Raw genomic sequence first — 20684 nt, forward strand, 5'->3', positions numbered from 1 at the left:
CGCCCGGCTGACGTCATCCAGGACGGGATCCGACGTTCTTCGTCACGTTTTTCGCGAGCAGGAAGCGAGCCCCGGATCGTATCCGGGGCGACGCCACATTTCGCCCGCCTTACCAGTCGCGTGAGTAGCGGAGCTGGACGTTTGAGCCGCCGAACGAGCCGGCCTGCGACAACAGGCTGATCGATTTGGTCAGCGCGATCGTCAGCTGGGTGGCGGTGAAGCCGCGGGCATCGGTGACGATCTCGATATAGATGTCGTTGGTCAGATACTTGCCCGCGGCCAGCGCCGAGCCGCGCCCGCTCGCCTCGTCGGCGCCAAGGATGCGCAGCCGGTCGAAGCCGGTCGCCGAGCGCAGCTTGCCGAGCGGGTTGAGCCCGCCGCCCGACCCGCGCAGCGAGTTGAGCGCCGACGCGAGTTGCAGCGCCTCGGTCGCGGACAGGTTCTCCGGGTTGGTACCGAAGAGCAGGCGGCTGAGCACCTCGTCCTGCGGCAAGGACGGGGTCGAGGTGAAGGCGATCTGCGGACGCTGCCCGGTGCCGGTGATGTTGATGTTGAACGTCACGCCATCGTTGCTGGTGGTGGCGAGGATGTTGATGTCCGGATCGGTGAGCGCCGCGCCGCCGCGGAAGCGCACCTGCCCGCGCGACACCTCGAAGCGCTTGCCCGCGAACGAATAGGTGCCGCGCACCAGATCCAGCCCGCCGCCGACCGTCGGCGCCGCGCTGGTGCCGCCGATCCGCAGGTCCATCGACCATTCGCTCTCCAGCCCCATGCCCGAGACGAACAGCTGGTTGTCGGCGTGGACGCGCAAGTCGAGCTTGAACAGCCCCACCGCCGGGGCGGCCGGCCGGTCGGTCGACTTTGCAGGCCGCGGTGTGTCGCTCTTGCGGCGGATGCCGGTCAGCTCGGGCACCTCGGCAGCACCCTGGCGGATGATCTCGTAGCGCGCGTTCGGCACGAGGATATCGCCCGAGATCAGCCCGCCATTGGCGTTGTTCTGGATGCGGATGTCGCCGGTCGCGGTCGCGCCGAGCGCGTCGGACTTCGCCAGCCGCGCATTGCGCATCGCAACCCGGACGTCGAGCGGGAAACCCTGCGCCGCGGCGAGGCTGACATTGCCCTGCGCCTGCACCGTGCCGTCACCCGCGCGCGCCTGAAGCTGCGACAGCTCCAGCCGGTCGTTGTTGAAACGCGCAGCAATCCGCATGTTGGTCAGGCGCGTGCCATAGGTCTCGTTGGTATAGGTGAGATTGTCGGCGCGGATCAGACCGTTGATGCGCGGTGCGCCGACCGTCCCGCCGAAGTCCGCCGCGATCGCGATCGGCCCCGACAATTGCTGCTCGGCGAGCCCGGCGAGGCTGAACAGCACGCCCGACGGCCCGTTGTAGCGGATCCCGCCCGACAGCGGCCCCTGCATCAGCCGCGTCGTCCAGCTGCCGCTGCCGCTCGGCGTCAGCGTCGCGACCATCCGACCGACCGGGGTGCCGCCGCGCTTGATGAGCGCCCGCCCCTCACCCGCCGCGCTGGTCAGCCGGCCCTGGAAGACGACGTCGACCGGCTCGGACACCGAGGTCAGGCTGGAGCGCGTGAAGTTCGCGATGTTGACGCGCGCATCAGCGGTCGGGAACGACTGCCCCGCCTGCTGGACATAGTCGACGCTGCCGGTCGCCTGCCCGCCGAGCCCGAGATTGGGGACGAGCGCGTTGAGCAAGGCCAGGTCGAGCCGGTCGAGCCGCAGCTGCGCCTGCGTCGCGCCGCCGCCGAACTTGCCCGCCAGCCGCATCGACCCCTTGTCGAAATCGAGCCGCGCCGGATCAAGGCGATAGCCCTTGCCCTCGGGCACGATCCGCGCCGGCGCCGCGGTGCGGAAGTTGATGCCATTGGCCGCGCCCTGCAGCGCCACAAGGTATTGCGACGGCGACAACCGCGCATTGGCGGCGAGGCGGAACGGCACGCTGTTCGAACCGGTCAGCAGCGCCTGCGCCGTGCCCGAACCATTGGCGTAGTTCACCCGCACGCGCCCGGCCTCGATCACCGTCGCGCCATAGCGCATGTCGGCGATCTGCGCGTCGGCGCGGACCTGCGGCTTGTCGTAGAGCACGACGTCGGCATTGATGAGCGCACGCCCGATCGTGAAGTCGACCGCGCCGGGGATCTTCGCGGCGAGCGCACGCGCGTTGACGCTGGCGCGCTGATACTTGCCCTGCGCACCCAGCGTGGCGAGGCCGCTCAGCCCCTGCCCGTTGAAGCGCACCTGACCCGCAAACGGCCCGGCGGCGGTCTGGACGACGCGGCCCGCGAACTGGACGCCCGCGAACAGCACGCGGCGGATGTCGACCGCGAGCTGCTTGCCCGGCGTTACCAGCACGTCGGCGTTGAACGGGCCGTAATTGGTGCCGCCGGTCGCGTTGACCTGGTACGACCCGCCGCGCCCCACGACGCGCGCGTCGAGGTTGGCGAGCCCGATTCCGACGCCGGGGCGCGGCGCGCGCAGCCGCACGACCGGCGCGGTCGCCGAGCCGGTGACGCGCGCGAACAGCGGGCCATATTGCGTCGAATAGGCGTCGGCATCGACCAGCAGCGCGCCGCTCGCCGGATCGAACCGCCCCTGCCCGCGCGTGATGCGGAACTGCGGCGCATTCATCTTCAGGCTCTCGAAGGTAACGATCCCCTCGGGCGAGTAACCGAAGCGCGTGCTGAGCACCGCATTGCCGCCGAGGAAGTTGCGCGCGCCCTCGTTGAACAATTGTTTGGTCTGCACCGCAACGCGGCCGCTGATCCCGAACCCGCCGCGCGCGCCGGGCACCAGCTTCGCATCGGTCTGAATGTTGAGGATACCGACACTGTCGACGCGGAAGTTGTTGACGCGCCCCTGCAACCCGCCGGTGTAGCGACCGGTCTCCATATTGGCGGCAATGATTGCGGTGGCGTCAATCGTGTCGGAGCGGATGCGCAGATTGTCCGACAGGATGTTGGGCATCCGGATCGCCAGATCGCCGTCGATCCGCGCGTTGGTGGTCAGCCCACCGAGCGCCGGATTGAGCCCCGCGATCCGCTTCGCACGCGCATGGACCGGCACGAGGATGCGGTCGCTGTTCACGCGCGCCAATCCCTCGGCGTACAGATTCTCGACGCTCATCTCACCGAACCCGAGCGAGGTGGCGTGAATCTTGTAGTCGACGGTCGGGGTCGCGAACGCGCCGTTCAGCACGACGCGCGCCAGCACGTCGCGCCCGCGCAGATTGGGAGCAATCGCGCCGGGAGTCAGCAATTTGGCGTCGACCGCAAAGTTGCCGAAGCGGCTGTTCTTGAGGTCGAGCATCCCGCCCGCATCGACCGCCAGCGCGTCCGACGTCAGCTTGATGCGCGTGTCGGCGCTGCGCTCGCCGAGCGTCACGTCGGCGGCGACCTGCAAGGCCGGGGCGGTCAGTCGCTCGACTGGACCTTCGAGATACAGGCCGGGGCGCGTCGGCCCGCGCACCTCGAAATGGCCATTGCGCGCGGTGAGCGCGAGGTCGGCAAGCTGCCCGCCGCCGAGCGTCGCAAGCGCGCGGCCCTGCCACGACGCCCAGCTGCCGCGGCCGGTGACGGTCGCGGTCAGCGGCGCCTTGAGCCCGCCGAGCTGCGCGACCATGCCGCCCGCCGGGGCGGTGAGCCGCACATCGACGTCGAGCTTGTTGTCATCGGGGACCGCGTCGATCTTGACGCGCGCGACATCGCCACCCGCAACACCGGGCGCGCGAAGCGTCACCGCATTGACCTGCAATTGCGCGCGGCGGTCGGCAATATGCGCCTGCCCGTCGAAGCGCGCGATGTGCCGCGCACCCGATACCGCCGGCTCCATGACGAAGCGCGCCACCTGCAACCGATTGATGTCGATGTCGAGATCGGGGAGCAGCGGCGCGTTGGGATCGGTCGGCTCGGTCGACGGCTTCAGCTCGGGATTGCGGCGCAACGTGATGAGCTGGCTCGAGACCGAGCGCACGTCGACATGGTTGTTGACGAACGCGAACGGGCGCCAGTCGACGTCGAGCCGTGGCGAGGTGAGGAACACGCCCTTGGGATCGCTGACCCGCACGTCGCTGAGCCGCATCTTGCCGTAGAGCGAGCCGTCGACGCGCCCGACCTTAATGTTGAGCCCCGACGCAGTGGTGTAGCCGCCGATCTGGTCGGCGACGAAGCGGCGGCCGGGGTCGGTGTTAATCCCGAGCACGATCGCGACCACCAGCAGCAGCAGCGCGAGGATCGCAATGCCGATCCACTTCAGGATGCGCAGCCACAGCGGACGGCGCTCCACCACGATCGTGCCCTCGCCCGGCGCCAGCGTCTCGTCAGTCATCAGAACGCCTGCCCGATCGAAATGTAGAGCGCGACCTTGGCATCGCCGGGTCGCGGGTTGAGCGGCGTCGCCACGTCAACGCGCATCGGGCCGAAATTGGTGTAGAAACGTCCGCCGATGCCCGCGCCGAAGCGCAAGTCGCTGCCGTTCGGCAAGCTGCTCTCATAGGTGTTGCCGCCGTCGATGAACGGCACGATCCCGAAATTGCCGAAGCGGTAGCGCGCCTCGATCGAGAATTCGTTGAGGCTGCGCCCGCCGATCGGGCGCAGGTCCTTAACCTCGTCGCGATCCTCGTCGCCCGGCACCAGCGAGCTTTCGGGTTCGAGCGGCCCGAGCCGCTGGAAACCATAGCCGCGCACCGAGCCGCCGCCCCCGCCGTAATAGCGCCGCGACGGTGCGATGTCGTCGCGCGCGATCCCGAAGATGCTGCCCGCGCGGACCCGGCCGGCGATCACCAGACTGTCGGACACCGGGTAATAAGCGGTCGCCTCGACGAGGCTGCGCCCATAGGGCCGCACCGATCCCTGCACCGACGTCTCCGGGCTGAGGCTCAGCTTGAGGCGATAGCCGCGCGTCGGGTTGAGCAGATTGTCGGAGGTGTCGAACTGCACCTGCCCCGGCAGCGCGAGCACGCCATAGGTACGGCGAACGCGATCGTTCTCAGCGAAGTCGAACACGCTTTCGTTCGTGCCGACCAGCTCGAAGCCATAGGCGTAAGTGAACTTCTTCTGCCAGATCGGGGTCGAGTCGTAGGAGATCCGCCCCGACAACGTGCCGGTGAACGCCTCGAACGCATCGTAATTGGCGCGCAGCGCGCTGGCGACGACGGTGACGGTGCGGTCGCGCTTGCCGGCGTTCTGACGACGGAAGGTCGCCGACAGGCCCTGCTGCTGGGTGCCCGCGATCGCGCCGAGGATCAGCGCGCCCTCGGGCGGGAAGCGGTTGCGGTTGGTGAACGTGCCCTCGACCGTCACGCCCTGCCCGGTCTGGAAGCCCGCGCCGCCCGAAAGGCTCTTGGCGGGACCACGGGCCTGGCGGACCATCAGGTCGACCTGCTCGGTACCATCGGGCAGGACGGTGCCGGTGCGGACCGGCTCCACCCCGACGCCGTTGAACAGCCCGGTCGCGACCAGCGCCTCGCGCAGGTCGTCGGCCTTGCGATTGTCGTACAGCTCGCCCTGATCGAAGCGCGGGAAGACGTTGAGGTGCTTGAGGTCGAACACCGGCTCGCCCTCGGTGCGCAGCACCCCGAACGACGAGCGCGGGCCGGTATCGACCGGCAGCGTATAATCGCCGCGCGCGGTCTGCTCGTCGAGCAAGATATCGCGCTCGCCGACCTTGACGAAGGGATAGCCCTGCTGCGGCAGCTTCAGGCTGACGTTCGCCTCCGCGCCCTGCACGCGCAACGCCTCGATCGGGTCGCCGGTGCGCAGCGGCAGCTCGCGACGGACCAGATCGGGCGGCGTGGTCTGGTTCGCCTGCACGGTGATCGTGCCGAGCTTGTATTGCTGGCCGGGGGTCGCGCTGACGATCGCCTTGATCTTCTGCTCGCCGCCGGGGACCGTCTCGATCGTCGAGATCGCGGTCGCGTCATAATAGCCGAGCGACTTCATCAAGCGCACCGCGAGCTGTTCGTCCTCGCGCCCGCGCGCCGCGACCTGCGTGGCATTGTCGGCCTTGCCCTTGCCCTCGCGCAGCGCCGACAACGAGTTGAACTCGTCGGTCAGCCCGAGCGGGTCGAGCCCGCGCACCTCGTTGGTGTAGCGGATGTCCGGGGCGTCCTCATCCTTGACGTCCGCTACCGAGCGCAGCGGCTCGGTGTTGAACGTCGACAGCGGTTCGAGCGGTTGGGCGAGCGCGGGATCGACTGCGGGCGGCGGCGGCAAAACGCCGGGGGTGATCGGCTGTTGCGCGGCGGCGTCGGCAGCCGGCGTGGTCGCGGGGGCGGCGGTGTCGGCGGGCATCGGCTCGAGCGGCGCGTTGATGTCGCCCGACAACGGTGGCAGCGCCTTGTCGAACTCGGCATCCGGAACGATCGGCGCGTCGGCCTGCGGATCGGCAGCCGGCGCCGTCTCGCGCGGCGCATCCGGTCCCTGTGCCGGCGCGGTGCCCGGCGTCTGGATCTGGGCCTGCGCCTGTCCGGCGATCAACGCGATCCCGGCGCTGGCCAGGAGCAGACGGGAATGACGAACCGTAGAAACCAAGAACAACGCCCCTTTGCGCGAGAGAGTCCGGCAATCCGGTTCTGATCTCCCGTCCCACGGCAACGATCCATCGGCGAAACGGTTGCGCGGTTCGGGTCCAGGCGACGTCGGTATTCCGTTACGGCCCGCCGACGTTACCTGTCTGCCTCCGGGGTGACGGTCGGGGGAACCATCATCGACACCGCTGGCGCACGCCACCTCAAGCGCTTAGAGCCGGCGGTAACGAACGCTGGGAGAGCGCATGAATTTCGATCTCGACGACGATCACCGCATGATCGCCGAGCTGGTGCGGCGCTTTGTCGATGACGAGCTGGTGCCGCTGGAGAACGGCCTGCTGGAGCGCGATGCCGCCGGGCACGGGCTGGAGCTGACCGCCGACGAGCGCGCGAAGGTCGATGGTGTTTCGCGTGATCTGGGATTGTGGGGGCTCGACGCGCCGGCCGATGTCGGCGGCACCGACCTGCCCGCGGTGGCGATGGTCGCGGTGAACGAGGCGCTAGGCCGGACGATCGCGCCATGGACGCTGCCGCCCGACAGCCCGAACCTGCGGATGCTCGCCGCCACCGTCGACGATCGCCAGCGCGAGGCGTACCTCGCCCCCTATGTCCGCGGCGAGACGATCTCGGCGATCGGCATCTCCGAGCCGGGCGCGGGCTCTGATCCGGCAGGCATGAAGACGACCGCGGTGCGTGACGGCGACGACTGGGTGCTCAACGGCCGCAAGATCTGGATCACCAAGGCCGACCGCGCCGACTTCACGATCGTCATCGCGGTCACCGACAAGGAAAAGCGCCAGCGGGGCGGAATGAGCGCGTTCCTGGTCGATCGCGACGCGCCGGGCTTTTCGGTGGTGCGTCCGATTCCGATGATCGGCGGCGAGACGACCTATGAGGTGGCGCTGGACGACTGCCGCGTGCCGGGGTGGAAGTTGCTCGGCACCGAGGGGCAAGGCTTCGCGCCGATGCAGCTGCGCCTCAACACGCGCCGCGCCGAGATGGCGGCGAACGCGATCGGGATGGCGGCGCGCGCGCTCGACATGCTGGTCGATTATGCCCCGCAGCGCACGACCTTCGGCAAGCCGCTCAGCGAGCGGCAGACGGTGCAGAATTGGGTCGCCGATGCCGCGATCCGCATCCACGCCGCGCGGCTGATGGCCTATGACTGCGCATGGAAGATTGATCAGGGCCGCGATGCGCGCACCGAGGTGTCGATGCTCAAGAGCTTCGCGCTGGAGATGGCGTGGGAAGTGCTCGACCATGTCATGCAGGCGTTCGGCGCGATGGGGATGACCCGCGAGCTGCCGCTGGCGCAGATGGCGGCGCGCATCCGCCTGATGCGGATCTATGACGGTCCGACCGAGATCCACAATTGGGTCGTGGCCCGCAACCTTCTGGGAACCCGCGCATGAAGCAGCATCTGTCCGTCACCCGCGAGGGGCATGTCGCCACGGTCGTGATCGACCGCCCGCCGCACAACCACGTCAATGCCGCGCTGATCCATGCGCTGGCCGATGTGCTCGACGAGCTGGATGCCGATGCCGAGGTGCGCGCCGTCGTGCTCGCGACCGAGGGGCGCGTGTTCTGCGGCGGGGCCGACCTGACCGGTGACAAGCCGCTGGTCGACGAGCACGGCGAGAGCGAGACGCCGGCGCTATACCGTGGCGCCTACCGGCTGTTCTCGGCCAAGAAGCCGATCGTCGCAGCGATACAGGGCGCGGCGGTCGGGGCCGGGCTCGGCCTAGCCTTGGTCGCCGACTTCCGTGTTGCCGCGCCGGAGGCGAAGTTCTCCGCCAATTTCGTGGCGCTCGGCTTCCACGCCGGGTTCGGGATCAGCCTGACCTTGCCGCGCGTGATCGGCGGGCAGCACGCCAGCCTGATGCTGCTGACCGGGCGGCGGGTGAAGGCGGACGAGGCTATGCGCTTCGGGCTGGTCGACCAGATCGCTCCCGATGCGCGCGCCGCAGCGCAGACGTTCGCCGCCGAGATCGCCGCCAACGCGCCGCTGGCGGTCGAGGCGACCCGCGCGACGCTGCGCGCCGGGCTGGCCGAGGCGGTGCGCGGGCGGACCGAGCATGAGCGTGCCGAGCAGGATCGACTAATGCAGACCAACGATTTTCGTGAAGGATTGCGGGCAGTTGCCGAGCGGCGACCGGGACGATTCCACCGCACCTGACGAATAAATGTTCGCCGGTGCGAAACATTTGCGACAAATAGCGCTTAGCCGGGGACACCCTCGGGTTCGGACAGGCACATAGTGACAACACGTTTGATGGTACGGCGGATGCGCGCGGCAGCCGGGCTGGCGAGCCTTGCGGCGGCGCTCGCCTTGTCCGCGTGCGGCAGCGAGAGCGGACAGGCGAAGGGCAAAGGCGGTGCGGGCGGCCCCGGCGGCGGCGGTCCGACGACGGTCGGCTATGTCGTGGTCCAGCCGACCGCCGTGCCGACAATCAGCGAACTGCCCGGCCGGACCGTCGCCTACGAAAGCTCGCAGGTCCGACCGCAGATCACCGGTGTCATCCAGAAACGCTTCTTCACCGAGGGCGCGCTGGTGAAGCGCGGGCAGCCGCTTTACCAGATCGACCCCTCGCTTTACCGCGCCGCCGCCAATCAGGCGCAGGCCAATGTCGCCAACGCGCAGGCGACGTTCGCCGCCGCCAAGATCCGTGCCGACCGCTACAAGCCGCTCGCCGAGATGGAGGCGATCAGCGCGCAGGATTATACCGACGCGGTCGCGCAGCAGCGGCAGGCCGCGGCACAGATCGGCGTCAACAGCGCGCAGCTCGACAGCGCGCGCGTCAATTTGCGCTTCACCACCGTGCCCGCGCCGATCACGGGGCGGATCGGGCGCTCGCTGTTCACGGTCGGCGCGTTGGTCAGCGCGACGCAGGCCGATCCGCTGGCGACGATCCAGCAGCTCGACCCGATCTTCGTCGATATCCAGCAATCGAGCACCAACCTGCTCGCGCTGCGCCGCGCATTGGCGGCCGGCGGCGCTGCGCCCGCGAGCGCCGAGGTGACGCTGAAGCTGGAAGACGGCAGCGATTACGGGATGAAAGGCACGGTCGAGTTCGCCGAGGTCGTCGTCGACCCGAGCACCGGCACCGTAACGCTGCGCGCGCGCTTCCCCAACCCGCAGGGCCTGTTGCTGCCGGGCATGTTCGTGCGCGCCGAGTTCGCGCAGTCGATCCTGAAGAACGCCTTCCTCGTGCCGCAGCCCGCGATCAGCCGCGATGCCAAGGGCAATGCGACGCTGTTCGTGGTCGGCGCGAACGGCAAGGCCGAGCAACGCAACGTCAAGGCCGATCGCACGCAGGGCGCGTACTGGGTGGTCACCGACGGGCTGAAGCCGGGCGAGAAGATCATCACGCAAGGCCTCGCCAACCTGCGCCCCGGCGCGCCGATCCGCGCGGTGCCCGCCAATGCGCCGCAACCGGTGAAGGCCCCCTCGCCCGAGGAAATGAAGAAACAATCCGGCGGTCAGGGCAAGGCGGGCTAAGCCGGCATGTCCCGCATCTTTATCGACCGCCCCATCTTCGCATGGGTGCTGGCCATCATCGTCATGCTGGCCGGGATTGGCGCGATCCTGTCGCTGCCGATCGCGCAATATCCCGACGTTGCGCCGCCGCAGGTCTCGATCCGCGCCACCTTCCCCGGCGCGAACGCCCAGACGATCCAGAACAGCGTCACGCAGGTCATCGAGCAACAGCTGACCGGGATCGACGGACTGCTGTACTTCCAGTCGAGTTCGTCGAGCCGCGGCTCGGTGACGATCACCGCCACCTTCGACAAAGGCACCGATCCCGACATCGCGCAGGTGCAGGTCCAGAATCAGGTCCAGCAATCGCTGAGCCGCCTGCCGCAGCAGGTGCAGCAGCAGGGGCTGGTCGTCCGCAAGTCGAACCCCGACTTCCTGTTGATCGTCGGTGTCTATGACACGACCGACAAGCTGACCAACCAGGACGTCTCCGACTATCTGGTCAGCAACCTGCAGGACCCGCTCGGGCGCATCCAGGGTGTCGGCGACACCAACGTGTTCGGCTCGCAATATGCGATGCGCATCTGGCTCGATCCGGCGCGGCTCAACAGCTTCCAGCTGATGCCGGGCGACGTCATCACCGCGATCCAGAACCAGAATACCGAAGTGGCGGCGGGCGAGATCGGCGGACAGCCGAGCCCGTCGACGCAGATGCTCAACGCGGTCGTCACCGCGCAGTCGCGGCTCCAGACTCCCGCACAATTCGCGCAGATCATCCTCAAGACGCAGCAGAACGGCAGCACCGTCCGCCTCGTCGACGTGGCGCGCATCGAGCTGGGCGCGGAGAGCTACAATGCGTTCAGCCGCGTCAACCGCCACCCGGGCGCGGGCATCGCGGTGCTGCTGGCGCCGGGCGCCGACGCGCTGAAGACCGCCGAGCTGGTCAAGGCGCAGGTCGAACAGGCGTCGAAGGCGTTCCCCGCCGGCCTCACCTACGCCTTCGCCAACGACACGACCGACTTCATCAAGCTGTCGATCGAGGAAGTGGTCAAGACGCTGATCGAGGCGATCATCCTCGTCGTCATCGTCATGTTCGTCTTCCTGCAAAGCTGGCGCGCGACACTGGTGCCGGCGATCGCGGTACCGGTGGTGCTGCTCGGCACGTTTGCGGTCTTCTATGTCGCGGGCTTCTCGATCAATACGCTGACGCTGTTCGGGCTGGTGCTCGCGATCGGGCTGCTGGTCGACGATGCGATCGTCGTTGTCGAGAACGTCGAGCGCTTGCTGGAGGAAAATCCCGGCATGACCCCGCGCGAGGCGACGATCGAATCGATGAAGGAGATTACGGTCGCCCTCGTCGCGATCGCGCTGGTGCTGTCGGCGGTGTTCATGCCGATGGCGTTCTTCGGCGGGTCGACCGGGGTGATCTACCGCCAGTTCTCGCTGACGATCGTGTCGGCGATGGTGCTGTCGGTGCTGGTCGCGGTGATCCTGTCGCCCGCCCTGACCGCGACCTTGCTCAAGCAGACGCACGACCAGCATGGCGACCCGATCGAGGAAAGCTGGATCGGCCGCAAGTTCCCGCGCGTCGCGCACGGGCTGGAGCGCGCACGCGACGGGTTCAACAACACCTTCGATCGCGGCGTCGCGCGCTACGTCGCGGGCGTGCGGCGGGTGATCGACCGCAAGGCGCTGTTCCTGCTGATCTATTTGCTGACGGTCGCGTTGTTGGCGGTACTGTTCCTGCGGATGCCGACCGGCTTCCTGCCGACCGAGGATCAGGGCGCGGCGATCGTGCAATTCCAGCTGCCAGCCGGCGCGACGCGTTCGCGGACCGAGGACGTGCAGCATCAGGTCGAGGATTATCTCGCCACCAGCGAGGGCAAGAACGTCCGCACGATGTTCACGGTCAGCGGCGGCGGTGGCGGCGGGGCGAGCGGGCAGAACACCGGCCAGGGCTTCGTGAACCTGGCGCCGTGGGATGATCGTAAGGGCAAGCAGAACACCGCCGATTCGATCGTCGCGCGCGCTTCGGCGGCGTTTCGGGGGCTGCGTGACGCGCGCGTCTTCGCGCTGGTGCCGCCGGCGGTGCGCGGGCTGGGCCAGTCGAACGGCTTCACGATGGAATTGCAGAATTCCGGCGGGCTGACCCAGGAGCAATTCGCCGCCGCTAAGGACAAATTGCTCGCCGCCGCCAATGGCGATCCCGCACTGGCGTCGGTGCGGCTGACCGAATTGCCGGATACGCCGACGCTCAAGATCGACATCGACCAGCAGAAGCTCGCCGCGCTCGGGCTGACGCAAGCCGACGTCAACACGACGCTGTCGACCGCATGGGGCGGTCGCTACGTCAACGACTTCGTCGATCGCGGGCGCGTCAAGCGCGTGTTCGTGCAGGGCGATGCGCCGTACCGCGCCGCACCCACCGATCTGAACCAGTGGTTCGTGCGCGGATCGAACGGACAGATGGTGCCGTTCGCGGCCTTCGCCCAGATCGGGTGGAGCCAGGCGCCGGTGACGCTGTCACGCTTCAACGGCATCCCATCCTACGAATTCCAGGGCGCGGCCGCCGCGGGCAAAAGCTCGGGCGACGCGATGACGCGGATCGAGGAACTGGCGGGGCAGGTGCCGGGCACCAGCGTGTCATGGGCGGGGCTGTCGTTCCAGGAGCGGCTCTCGTCGGGACAGGCACCGTTGCTGTACGGGCTGTCGATCCTCGTCGTCTTCCTGTGCCTCGCCGCGCTGTACGAAAGCTGGTCAATCCCGTTCGCGGTGTTGCTGGTGATTCCGCTCGGGCTGATCGGCGCGATCCTGTTCACGACGCTGCGCGGGCTGGTCAACGACGTCTATCTCCAGATCGGCCTGCTGACGACGATGGGGCTGGCGGCCAAGAACGCGATCCTGATGATCGAATTCGCCGAGCAGGAAGAGAAGAAGGGCAAGCGCGTCATCGACGCCGCCCTGTCGGCGGCGCGGATCCGATTGCGGCCGATCCTGATGACCAGCCTCGCGTTCATCTTCGGCGTGCTGCCGCTGGCGATCTCGACCGGTGCGGGCGCGAACAGCCGGATCGCGATCGGCACGTCGGTGATCGGCGGGATGATCACCGCAACGGTGCTGGCGATCTTCTACATTCCGCTGTTCTTCGTGCTGGTGCGGCGCGGCTTCCGCGATGGCTGGAAGGGGCTGCGGCGTGGTGCCGATCCAAGCCCCGACGACGACGGGCCGCACGACCATGGCGGCCACGCGGCACCCGACGCGCCGAAGCAATTGCCGCGCCCGATCGACAAGCCCGCGCTGCCCGCACCGGAAGGGGCATGATGTTACGCCGTTTCGCCACCCTGACCGCCACGGTTGCGCTTGCGGGCTGCTCGCTTGCGCCAACCTACGTCCGCCCTGCCCCGCCGGTGCCGACGTCATGGCCGGTCGGCGACGCCTACCTGCGCCAGAGCGAGGCGGCGCTGCCCAGCGTCACCTATCGCGACATCTTCCGCGACGCGCGGTTGCAGGCGTTGATCGATCAGGCGTTGGTCAACAATCGCGACCTGCGCGTCGCGGTCGCCAATATCGAGGCGACGCGCGCGCAATATCGCATCCAGCGTGCCGATCTGTTTCCGCAGCTCAACGCGACCGGCGCCTACAGCTATCGCCAGAACAGCCGGTCGGGGGTGAACACCGGCGTCAACACCGGCGGCACGGGCACGGGCGGTACGGGGACCGGCGGTACCGGGACCGGTGGAACTGGCACCGGCACGACAACCGTGGTGTCCGGCGCGAACAGCACCTTTCAGGCGCAGCTCGGCGTTACCGCGTTCGAGATCGACCTGTTCGGGCGCGTCCGCTCGCTGACCGGTGCGGCGCTGTCGCGCTATTTCGCGCAGGAAGCGGCGGCGCGCGCGACGCGGTTGACGTTGATCGGTGACATCGCCAGCGCGTGGCTCAATTACGCCGCGGACAAGAGCCTGCTGACCGTCGCGGAGCAGACCGCGGTCGCGGCGCGTGCCAGCGTGCGGCTGACCGATGCGCGCCGGCAGGGCGGCGTCTCGCCGCGCACCGACGTGCGGCAGGCCGAACAGATCCTCGCTACCGCCGAGGCCGACCTCGCCGAGCAGCGCACCCTGCTGGCGCAGGATGTCAACGCGCTGCAGTTGCTGGTCGGGGCCCCGATCGACGCGGCGCAATTGCCCGCCGGGATCGAGCAGGCCGCGCAGACGATCGGCGAACTGCCCGCCGGCATCGACTCGGGCGTGCTGCTGCGCCGTCCCGATGTGGTACAGGCGGAATATTCACTGCGCGCCTTCAATGCCGAAATCGGCGCGGCGCGTGCGGCGCTGTTCCCGCGCATTTCGCTCACCGGGCTGGTCGGCTTTGCGAGTACCGCGCTGCGCACCCTGTTCTCGGGCGATGCCTTCAACTGGTCGGTGGCACCCAACGCCAGCTACCCGATCTTCCGCGCCGGTGCCGGACGCGCGACCGTCGATTATAGCGTGGCGCAGCGCGACGCGGCGCTCGCGAATTACGAGCTGACCATCCAGAGTGCCTTCCGTGAGGTGTCCGACGCGCTCGCACGACGCGGGACGATCACCGATCAGCTTGCGGCGAACCAGCGTTTCTATACCGCTGCGGTCGACACGCTGAACCTCACCAATGCGCGCTATCGCGGCGGGATCGATACCTATTTGACGTCGCTCGATGCGCAGCGGCAATTGTATTCGGCACAGCGGACGCTGGTGCAGACGCAACTGGTGCGGGCGACCAATCTGGTGACGCTGTATCGGACGCTCGGGGGCGATTCGCTGCTCGACGTGACCGATCAAGGGCCGCGGCCAGTGGGTGGCGAGGCCAACATCACGCGCCCCTGAGACGGATTCCGGTACTCACCCGGTCCCGCCGTTCGTGCGGCGCCGGTCGAACACGTGCCGCGTCGCGCGCCCTTCGACAAGCTCGGGGCGAACGGTGGTTGATTGTCACACCGTTCGCCCTTCAGGATTAATCGTTCGACCCGTTCCCGCTACCCGGCGACACCGCCGCGCGGCCGAACTGCATGATGAGCTGCCCGATCTCACGCGCCTGCTCCATCGAGCGCTGGCCCTGACTGCGCAGGAAATCGCTTTGGATCTGCATCACCTGGGATAGGTCCTTGGCCTGTGCCGCGGCGCGCATCGCGGCGAACGCTTCCTGCGTGTTCGCCTCGACCTGATCGAGGATTTTCGTGCTGATCGTCTGGCCGCTTTCCATCATATGCTGCCCGGAGGCGCGGATGCGGTCGGTCGCCTGCTGCGCCGCGTCGGCGGCTGCGCCCCCCATGTCATTGCGTTGATCGGTCATCGTTGCTCTCCCTTCGAATTGGGTCAGGCTGCACGTTCGGGCTGAACCCGGCAAGCCGGTGGTTGGTTGCCATGGACGGGCGATTGCCGGGCTGGTGGCGACGCTTCGGGGGCGGTATGGAGTCCGGATACCCTGGAGCCCGTAAATGTCGTTCGCCTTGTCCCTGCTGCTCGCGTCAGCGCCCTTCCTCGCGCAGGATCTGCCCACGCCCGAGCCGTCGTGCACCACGGTCCGCCCGGCACTGCCAATCGGGTTCGAGAGCTGGAGCACGCGGGTCGCGCTGGAGGCAGGAGCGGCGACGCGCCATGCGCCGGTGATCGCGGTCGGGCGCGCCGCCGAGCTGCGGCTGGTGCCACTCGACCGGCTGGCGCCCGTCGCGCCCCCAGGCCGCGATCTGACCGCGGGGACCAACGCCGGGATGGCGCTGTTCCAGGTGACGCGGCCCGGCACCTACCGGATCGCGCTCGGCGCACCCGCCTGGATCGAGGTCGTGCGTGGCGGCCGTGCCTTGCCCTCCACCGCGCACAGCCACGGCCCGGCATGCAGCGGGATCCGAAAGATCGTCGATTATCGCCTCGCACCCGGCCGCTACGTCCTGCAACTGACCGGCGCGGCGGCGAGCACGCTGCCGGTGCTGATCGCCCCCGCGCCGCGCGGTGCGGCATGATCGCGGCGCTCCTCGCATTGGCGCTGGGTGCGCCGCAGCTCGCCCCGACCTCCCCGGTCGCGCCGCCGGCCGCCCCCGTTCCCACAACGCTGACCCGTGTCGTGCTGACCACCGACGCCGGCCCGATCGTGATCGGCGTCGACGTGAAGGCCGCACCGATCACCGCCGCCAACTTCCTGAAATATACCGACGGGAAGAAGCTGGACGGCGTGTCCTTCTATCGTGCGGTCAAGGTAGCGGACGGCTACGGGATCGTGCAGTTCGGCACGCGCAACGACGCCAAGCGCACGTTGCCGCCGATCAGGTTCGAGCCGACCACGCAGACCGGGCTCAGCCACACCGACGGTACGATCTCGATGGCGATGGCCGCGCCGAACACAGCAACCGGCGATTTCTTCGTGGTGGTCGGCGACCTGACATCAATGGACGCCAAGGACGGCCAGCCCGGCTTCGCTGCGTTCGGCCGCGTTCTGGAAGGGATGGACGTTATCCGCAAGATCCTGCTTTCTCCTACCTCGCCGACCCAAGGTGAAGGCGCGATGAAGGGGCAGATGCTGGCGCCCGCGATCCGCATCACCAGTGCGCGCCGCGCCCCCTGACGCTTCCGCCGGGATGACGGATCGGTTACAGCGGTGACCAAAGGAGTCCGTCATGACCAGCACGCTCGCCACCCAAACCGACTGGACCGCGATCGGCGCCGCCGAACTGGCCGACGTCATCGCGCTGCGCCGTGCAATCCATGCCGAGCCCGAAGTCGGGCTGCACTGCCCGCTGACCACCGCCAAGGCGAAGGCCGCGCTGGCCGGGCTGCCGCTCGAAATCCACGACAGCACCAGCACCACCGGGTTCGTGGCGGTACTGCGCGGCGCGCGGGCCGGTGGCGCGGGGTCGAACGGGCGCACCGTGCTGTTGCGCGGCGACATGGATGCGCTGCCGATGAGCGAGGACACCGGGCTGCCGTTCGCCTCAACCATCCCCGGCAAGATGCACGCCTGTGGACATGACGCGCATACCGCGATGCTGGTCGGCGCGGCCAAAGCGCTGAGCGCGCGCCGCGACGAATTGTCGGGCACGATCGTCTTCATGTTCCAGCCCGGCGAGGAAGGGCATCACGGCGCGCGACACATGATCGCCGATGGCTTGCTCGACGTCGCGCGTCCGGAGGCTGCGTTCGCACTCCATATTCTCCCCAATGCGCCGGCGGGAATGTTCGTGGGCCGCGAGGGCGCGATGCTCGCCTCGACCGATACGGTGCTGGCAACGATCCGCGGCAAGGGCGGCCATGCGGCGATGCCGCACGAGGCAATCGATCCGATCCCGGTCGCCTGCGCGATCGTCACCGCGCTGCAACAGCATGTCGCGCGACGCGTGCCGGTCGCCGATCCGGCGGTCCTGACGATGACGCAGATCCACGCCGGATCGTCGCACAATATCATCCCCGAAGAAGTGCAGCTGATGGGGACGCTCCGCACCTTGTCGGAGCCGACGCGCACCGCGATGCGCGAGGCGTTCCACCAGATCGCGCAGGGGATCGCCGCCGCGCATGGCTGCGTCGCGGAAACGACGATCGACGAAGGCTATCCGGTGACGGTCAACGATGCACGCGCCACGCGGCTGCTGCGCGAATTGTCGTCCGAGGTACCGGGGGGCGCGGGCTGGACCGCGATGCCGGCACCAATGATGGGTGGCGAGGATTTTAGCTATGTGCTGCGTGAGGTGCCGGGCGCGATGGCGTTCGTCGGGGTCGCCGCGCCGGGCAGCGACTGGCGCACCAACCCGCCGCTCCACAATACGCGCATGACGATCGAGGAAAACGTGCTCGCCACTGGCGTCGCAATGCATTGCGCGGTGGCGGAGCGTTTCCTGGAGCGCGGGCTGGACTGATCGGATGTCCGCGATGACGATGCTGCGCGAGGCGACTGGGGGGGCGCATGAGGCGGTCGACGCCGCATTCGGGGCGCACGATCTGGCGACGCCGGCGGCGTACCGACGCTTTCTGCTCGCGCATGGCCGCGCCGTGCCGGCGGCGGAGCGGGTGATGGCGGCGCTGCCATTCGCACGGACGCTGCCGACGCGCGCCGCGTTGCTGGCGTCGGATCTGACGGCGATGGGCGTCGCCTCACCCGATCCCCTGCCCTTCGCGCCCGGCGACGACGAGGCGACGCTGTGGGGCGTCCTTTATGTCGTCGAGGGGTCGCGGCTGGGCGGTGTGTTGCTCGCGCGGCAGGTGGCGCCTGAGCTGCCGGGCCGGTACCTCGGCGCGATCCATGCCTCCGGTCAGTGGCGCGCGATCCGCGCCGCGCTGGACGAAGCGGCGGCGGGCAAGGACGACGACTGGACGGCGCGGATGATCGCGGGCGCGCTGGCCACGTTCACGCTCTACGCCGCCGCGGCTGGGGCGAGCTGAGCGTCCAGCATAAGCCTGCCGTCATCGCGAGCGCAGCGAAGCAACAGCGGCTGGTCTTGCCGCTCCCTCTCGATCAACACCTGAGCTAAGCGGCCTCGATCGGTGCCGTCAGCACCGCCCGCAGGCCGGGTTCGTTGTCGAGATAATCCATTTCGCCATCGATGCGCTGGATCACCGCGCGCATCATCCGGCTGCCGAATCCCTCGCCACCGCCCTGCTTGCCGACGCCCTGATCGGCGACGATCAGCCGCAGTCGATTGCGATATTGCTCCAGCGAAATCTCGATCGGCCCGCCCGACTGACCGGGATAAGCGTATTTGGTGGCGTTGATGACCAGCTCGGCGGCGATCAGCCCGATGTTGACCGCGCGGTCGGTCGGGATCAGCACCGGCGCGATCGACAGCAGCATGTGCCGCGACCATTCATCGCCCAGCGATTGCTTCAGGTCCTCGATCAGCTCGCCAAGATAGCGGCTGAGATCGATCGTCTCGATCTGGTCCTCGCGGTAGAGGCGACGGTGCACAAGCGCGACCGCCGACAACCGCGAGCGTGCTTCGCGGAGTTGGTCCGCGACCACCCCGGGACCAGCGTCGCGCGCCTGGATCGCAAGGAACGAGGAGACGAGCTGCAGGCTGTTCTGCACGCGATGGTCCACCTCGCGCATCAGCAGGTCCTTCTGCGCGAGCAACGAGTCCTTCTCCGCGCCAGTCCGCTCAAGCTCCTGATTCAGGCGGCGCAGTTCGTTGGAGGCGCGCGCCTCGCGCAGCAGCCGGCGGAAGCGGTTGGCACCCTCAATCTGCTCCAGCGTCCATCGCCGGGCGCGTCCGCGCACCGTTTCGTGCCACGATTCGAACGACGCACGCGGATGCAATGTCGCGTCGGGATCGTGGGGGAGCGCCTTGTGCGGATTGCCCGCCCATTCGATCTCCTCGATCTGCTCGACACGCAGCCAGATCAGCGTATGGCGATCGTCGACGCGCAGCGCCAGCACGCCCGTGATCGGCCCGAACGCGCCGGCCTCCGACCAATCGTTCCCCAGCTCACGGGTCGAAAAGACCGGACCGTCCTCCCGCAAGGCTGCCCAGCGCAGCAGATCGAGCACCTCGACATCGGCCGGTGCGACACCGCTCGCGGTCACGGTGCGATCACGGACGAGCACCAGCCCATCGGCATCGAGCATCCGGCGCAACTCGTCGCCGCGCTCCGCCAGCACGCGGAACGGATCGCCTTGTTGCAGCAGCGGGCGCAGCGCGTCCTCCTCGCTGCGCAGGGCGAGCCGGACCCGGTAGGCCTCGGCTTCTTCCTTGGCGAGGATCTGCCGCGCCAGCGCGCTCGCCATCGCAGCCGCCGCGGCACGGACACTGCGCGGCATCAGGCGTGGCGTCATATTGTGGCAGGCGACCAGTCCCCACAGCAAACCGTCCTTGACGATCGAGATCGACGCAGAGGCCTGAACCCCCATGTTGCGGAGATATTCGACGTGCACCGGCGACACGCTGCGGATCGCGACGTCGCTGAGGTCGACCTGTTCGAACCCCGCCGGGCGCAGCGGCGCGGGAACATAGCCGACATCGGGGATCACGCGCGTCCGGTTGCGGACATAGAGCGCGCGGGCCTGGCGGGGAATGTCGCTGGCCGGAAAGTGGTGGTGTAGGAACGTCCCGAGCGCCGGATCGCGGTCCTCGGCGATCACGCAGCCCGCGTCATCATCGAGGAAGCGATAGATCATCACGCGGTCAAAGCCGGTCAGCGCCCGGAACGCCACCGCCGCGCGGTCGGCGAGCATCCGCAGCGTTCCCGCACGCTCGAACCCCGCGGCAATCGAGTCGAGCCAGCCGAGCGTGGCGGCGACCGTCCCCGGCCTGGCCTCGCTCGGCTCCAGTTCGGCGATCAGCCACGGCCCGGCACGATGCAGCGCCACGTCATGCCCCACGACCGGCGCCCCCAGCACGGTCCCGCCCGGACCAGGGGCCGCATCGCTCAAGGCGGAAACATCCTGCTGCAGCAGCGTCGCAAGGTCGGCGTCCAGCCATTCGGTCCCGAGCACCGCCTCGATCGGCCCTGCCCCGGCGACGATGCGCATCGTGCGCGGATCGGCAACCAGCATGATGCCGTGCGGCTGGATCGCACCCGAAAGGTGAATGGGCTCGCGATCGCAAGGCGTCAGGGCACTAACCGCCGGAAGAAGCGCGTCAGGGGACGCCGTTTGCGGATCCATCTGTCGCCACTATGGCAATGCCGCCGCGGCTGGCAACCGCTCTTACG

General features: G+C 68.5%; 13 protein-coding genes. 9 read left to right on the plus strand and 4 right to left on the minus strand.

Annotated elements, in window-relative coordinates:
* Positions 1–109 precede the first annotated feature (109 nt).
* Together ACI2JO_RS03035 and ACI2JO_RS03040 are read right to left on the minus strand one after the other, a co-directional pair.
* Positions 110–4339 (minus strand): translocation/assembly module TamB domain-containing protein, encoded by a 4230-nt coding sequence (locus tag ACI2JO_RS03035; RefSeq protein ID WP_404719268.1) that lies wholly within the window; start codon positions 4337–4339, stop codon positions 110–112.
* Positions 4339–6543, minus strand: a complete 2205-nt coding sequence (locus ACI2JO_RS03040) for an autotransporter assembly complex family protein (RefSeq protein WP_404719269.1) — start codon at positions 6541–6543, stop codon at positions 4339–4341. The genes ACI2JO_RS03035 and ACI2JO_RS03040 overlap by 1 nt, the downstream gene beginning before the upstream one ends.
* Before the next feature lie 241 nt (positions 6544–6784).
* Between ACI2JO_RS03040 and ACI2JO_RS03045 the strand changes: the two genes are divergently transcribed.
* The 5 genes from ACI2JO_RS03045 to ACI2JO_RS03065 all read left to right on the plus strand — a co-directional run bounded on the left by ACI2JO_RS03045 (position 6785) and on the right by ACI2JO_RS03065 (position 14879).
* The gene (locus ACI2JO_RS03045; RefSeq protein WP_404719270.1) at positions 6785–7951 is read left to right on the plus strand and encodes an acyl-CoA dehydrogenase family protein; all 1167 of its coding nucleotides are present in this window, start codon (positions 6785–6787) and stop codon (positions 7949–7951) included.
* Positions 7948–8715: an enoyl-CoA hydratase/isomerase family protein gene (locus ACI2JO_RS03050; RefSeq protein WP_404719271.1), complete on the plus strand. Its 768-nt coding sequence runs from the start codon at positions 7948–7950 to the stop codon at positions 8713–8715. Before ACI2JO_RS03045 ends, ACI2JO_RS03050 begins: the two co-directional genes overlap by 4 nt.
* Before the next feature lie 108 nt (positions 8716–8823).
* Positions 8824–10038, plus strand: a complete 1215-nt coding sequence (locus tag ACI2JO_RS03055) for an efflux RND transporter periplasmic adaptor subunit (protein ID WP_404719272.1) — start codon at positions 8824–8826, stop codon at positions 10036–10038.
* Between the two features lie 6 nt (positions 10039–10044).
* Positions 10045–13338 carry an efflux RND transporter permease subunit gene (locus tag ACI2JO_RS03060; RefSeq protein WP_404719273.1) on the plus strand — a complete coding sequence of 1098 codons (3294 nt, stop codon included), beginning with the start codon at positions 10045–10047 and terminating at the stop codon, positions 13336–13338.
* Positions 13338–14879 carry an efflux transporter outer membrane subunit gene (locus ACI2JO_RS03065; protein WP_404720312.1) on the plus strand — a complete coding sequence of 514 codons (1542 nt, stop codon included), beginning with the start codon at positions 13338–13340 and terminating at the stop codon, positions 14877–14879. The genes ACI2JO_RS03060 and ACI2JO_RS03065 overlap by 1 nt, the downstream gene beginning before the upstream one ends.
* Positions 14880–15006: 127 nt before the next feature.
* On the opposite strand, the gene ACI2JO_RS03070 is transcribed toward ACI2JO_RS03065, so the two are convergent.
* Positions 15007–15345 (minus strand): phasin family protein, encoded by a 339-nt coding sequence (locus ACI2JO_RS03070; protein WP_404719274.1) that lies wholly within the window; start codon positions 15343–15345, stop codon positions 15007–15009.
* Positions 15346–15490: 145 nt separating this feature from the next.
* On the opposite strand from ACI2JO_RS03070, the gene ACI2JO_RS03075 reads away from it, so the two are divergent.
* The 4 genes from ACI2JO_RS03075 to ACI2JO_RS03090 are packed head-to-tail and all read left to right on the plus strand — an operon-like array spanning position 15491 to position 18419.
* On the plus strand, positions 15491–16012 hold the full coding sequence (locus ACI2JO_RS03075; protein ID WP_404719275.1) for a hypothetical protein: 522 nt from the start codon (positions 15491–15493) through the stop codon (positions 16010–16012).
* Positions 16009–16611 (plus strand): peptidylprolyl isomerase, encoded by a 603-nt coding sequence (locus ACI2JO_RS03080; protein WP_404719276.1) that lies wholly within the window; start codon positions 16009–16011, stop codon positions 16609–16611. The genes ACI2JO_RS03075 and ACI2JO_RS03080 overlap by 4 nt, the downstream gene beginning before the upstream one ends.
* A gap of 52 nt (positions 16612–16663) precedes the next feature.
* On the plus strand, positions 16664–17896 hold the full coding sequence (locus tag ACI2JO_RS03085; protein WP_404719277.1) for a M20 family metallopeptidase: 1233 nt from the start codon (positions 16664–16666) through the stop codon (positions 17894–17896).
* Between the two features lie 13 nt (positions 17897–17909).
* Positions 17910–18419, plus strand: a complete 510-nt coding sequence (locus ACI2JO_RS03090; protein WP_404719278.1) for a biliverdin-producing heme oxygenase — start codon at positions 17910–17912, stop codon at positions 18417–18419.
* A gap of 85 nt (positions 18420–18504) precedes the next feature.
* Here the strand turns inward: ACI2JO_RS03090 and ACI2JO_RS03095 are convergent, their stop codons facing one another.
* On the minus strand, positions 18505–20637 hold the full coding sequence (locus ACI2JO_RS03095) for a histidine kinase dimerization/phosphoacceptor domain -containing protein (RefSeq protein ID WP_404719279.1): 2133 nt from the start codon (positions 20635–20637) through the stop codon (positions 18505–18507).
* Between the last annotated feature and the right edge of the window lie 47 nt (positions 20638–20684).

The organism is Sphingomonas sp. NPDC079357 (assembly GCF_044901155.1).
Taxonomy (GTDB): domain Bacteria; phylum Pseudomonadota; class Alphaproteobacteria; order Sphingomonadales; family Sphingomonadaceae; genus Sphingomonas.

Excerpts from the sequence above, each read along its gene's own strand:
- ACI2JO_RS03045 (WP_404719270.1), top strand. The coding sequence starts at position 6,785 with ATGAATTTCGATCTCGACGACGATCACCGCATGATCGCCGAGCTGGTG.
- ACI2JO_RS03070 (WP_404719274.1), bottom strand. The coding sequence starts at position 15,345 with ATGACCGATCAACGCAATGACATGGGGGGCGCAGCCGCCGACGCGGCG.
- ACI2JO_RS03090 (WP_404719278.1), top strand. The coding sequence starts at position 17,910 with ATGACGATGCTGCGCGAGGCGACTGGGGGGGCGCATGAGGCGGTCGAC.
- ACI2JO_RS03085 (WP_404719277.1), top strand. The coding sequence starts at position 16,664 with ATGACCAGCACGCTCGCCACCCAAACCGACTGGACCGCGATCGGCGCC.
- ACI2JO_RS03055 (WP_404719272.1), top strand. The coding sequence starts at position 8,824 with ATGCGCGCGGCAGCCGGGCTGGCGAGCCTTGCGGCGGCGCTCGCCTTG.
- ACI2JO_RS03075 (WP_404719275.1), top strand. The coding sequence starts at position 15,491 with ATGTCGTTCGCCTTGTCCCTGCTGCTCGCGTCAGCGCCCTTCCTCGCG.
- ACI2JO_RS03065 (WP_404720312.1), top strand. The coding sequence starts at position 13,338 with ATGTTACGCCGTTTCGCCACCCTGACCGCCACGGTTGCGCTTGCGGGC.
- ACI2JO_RS03035 (WP_404719268.1), bottom strand. The coding sequence starts at position 4,339 with ATGACTGACGAGACGCTGGCGCCGGGCGAGGGCACGATCGTGGTGGAG.
- ACI2JO_RS03095 (WP_404719279.1), bottom strand. The coding sequence starts at position 20,637 with ATGGATCCGCAAACGGCGTCCCCTGACGCGCTTCTTCCGGCGGTTAGT.
- ACI2JO_RS03050 (WP_404719271.1), top strand. The coding sequence starts at position 7,948 with ATGAAGCAGCATCTGTCCGTCACCCGCGAGGGGCATGTCGCCACGGTC.
- ACI2JO_RS03060 (WP_404719273.1), top strand. The coding sequence starts at position 10,045 with ATGTCCCGCATCTTTATCGACCGCCCCATCTTCGCATGGGTGCTGGCC.
- ACI2JO_RS03080 (WP_404719276.1), top strand. The coding sequence starts at position 16,009 with ATGATCGCGGCGCTCCTCGCATTGGCGCTGGGTGCGCCGCAGCTCGCC.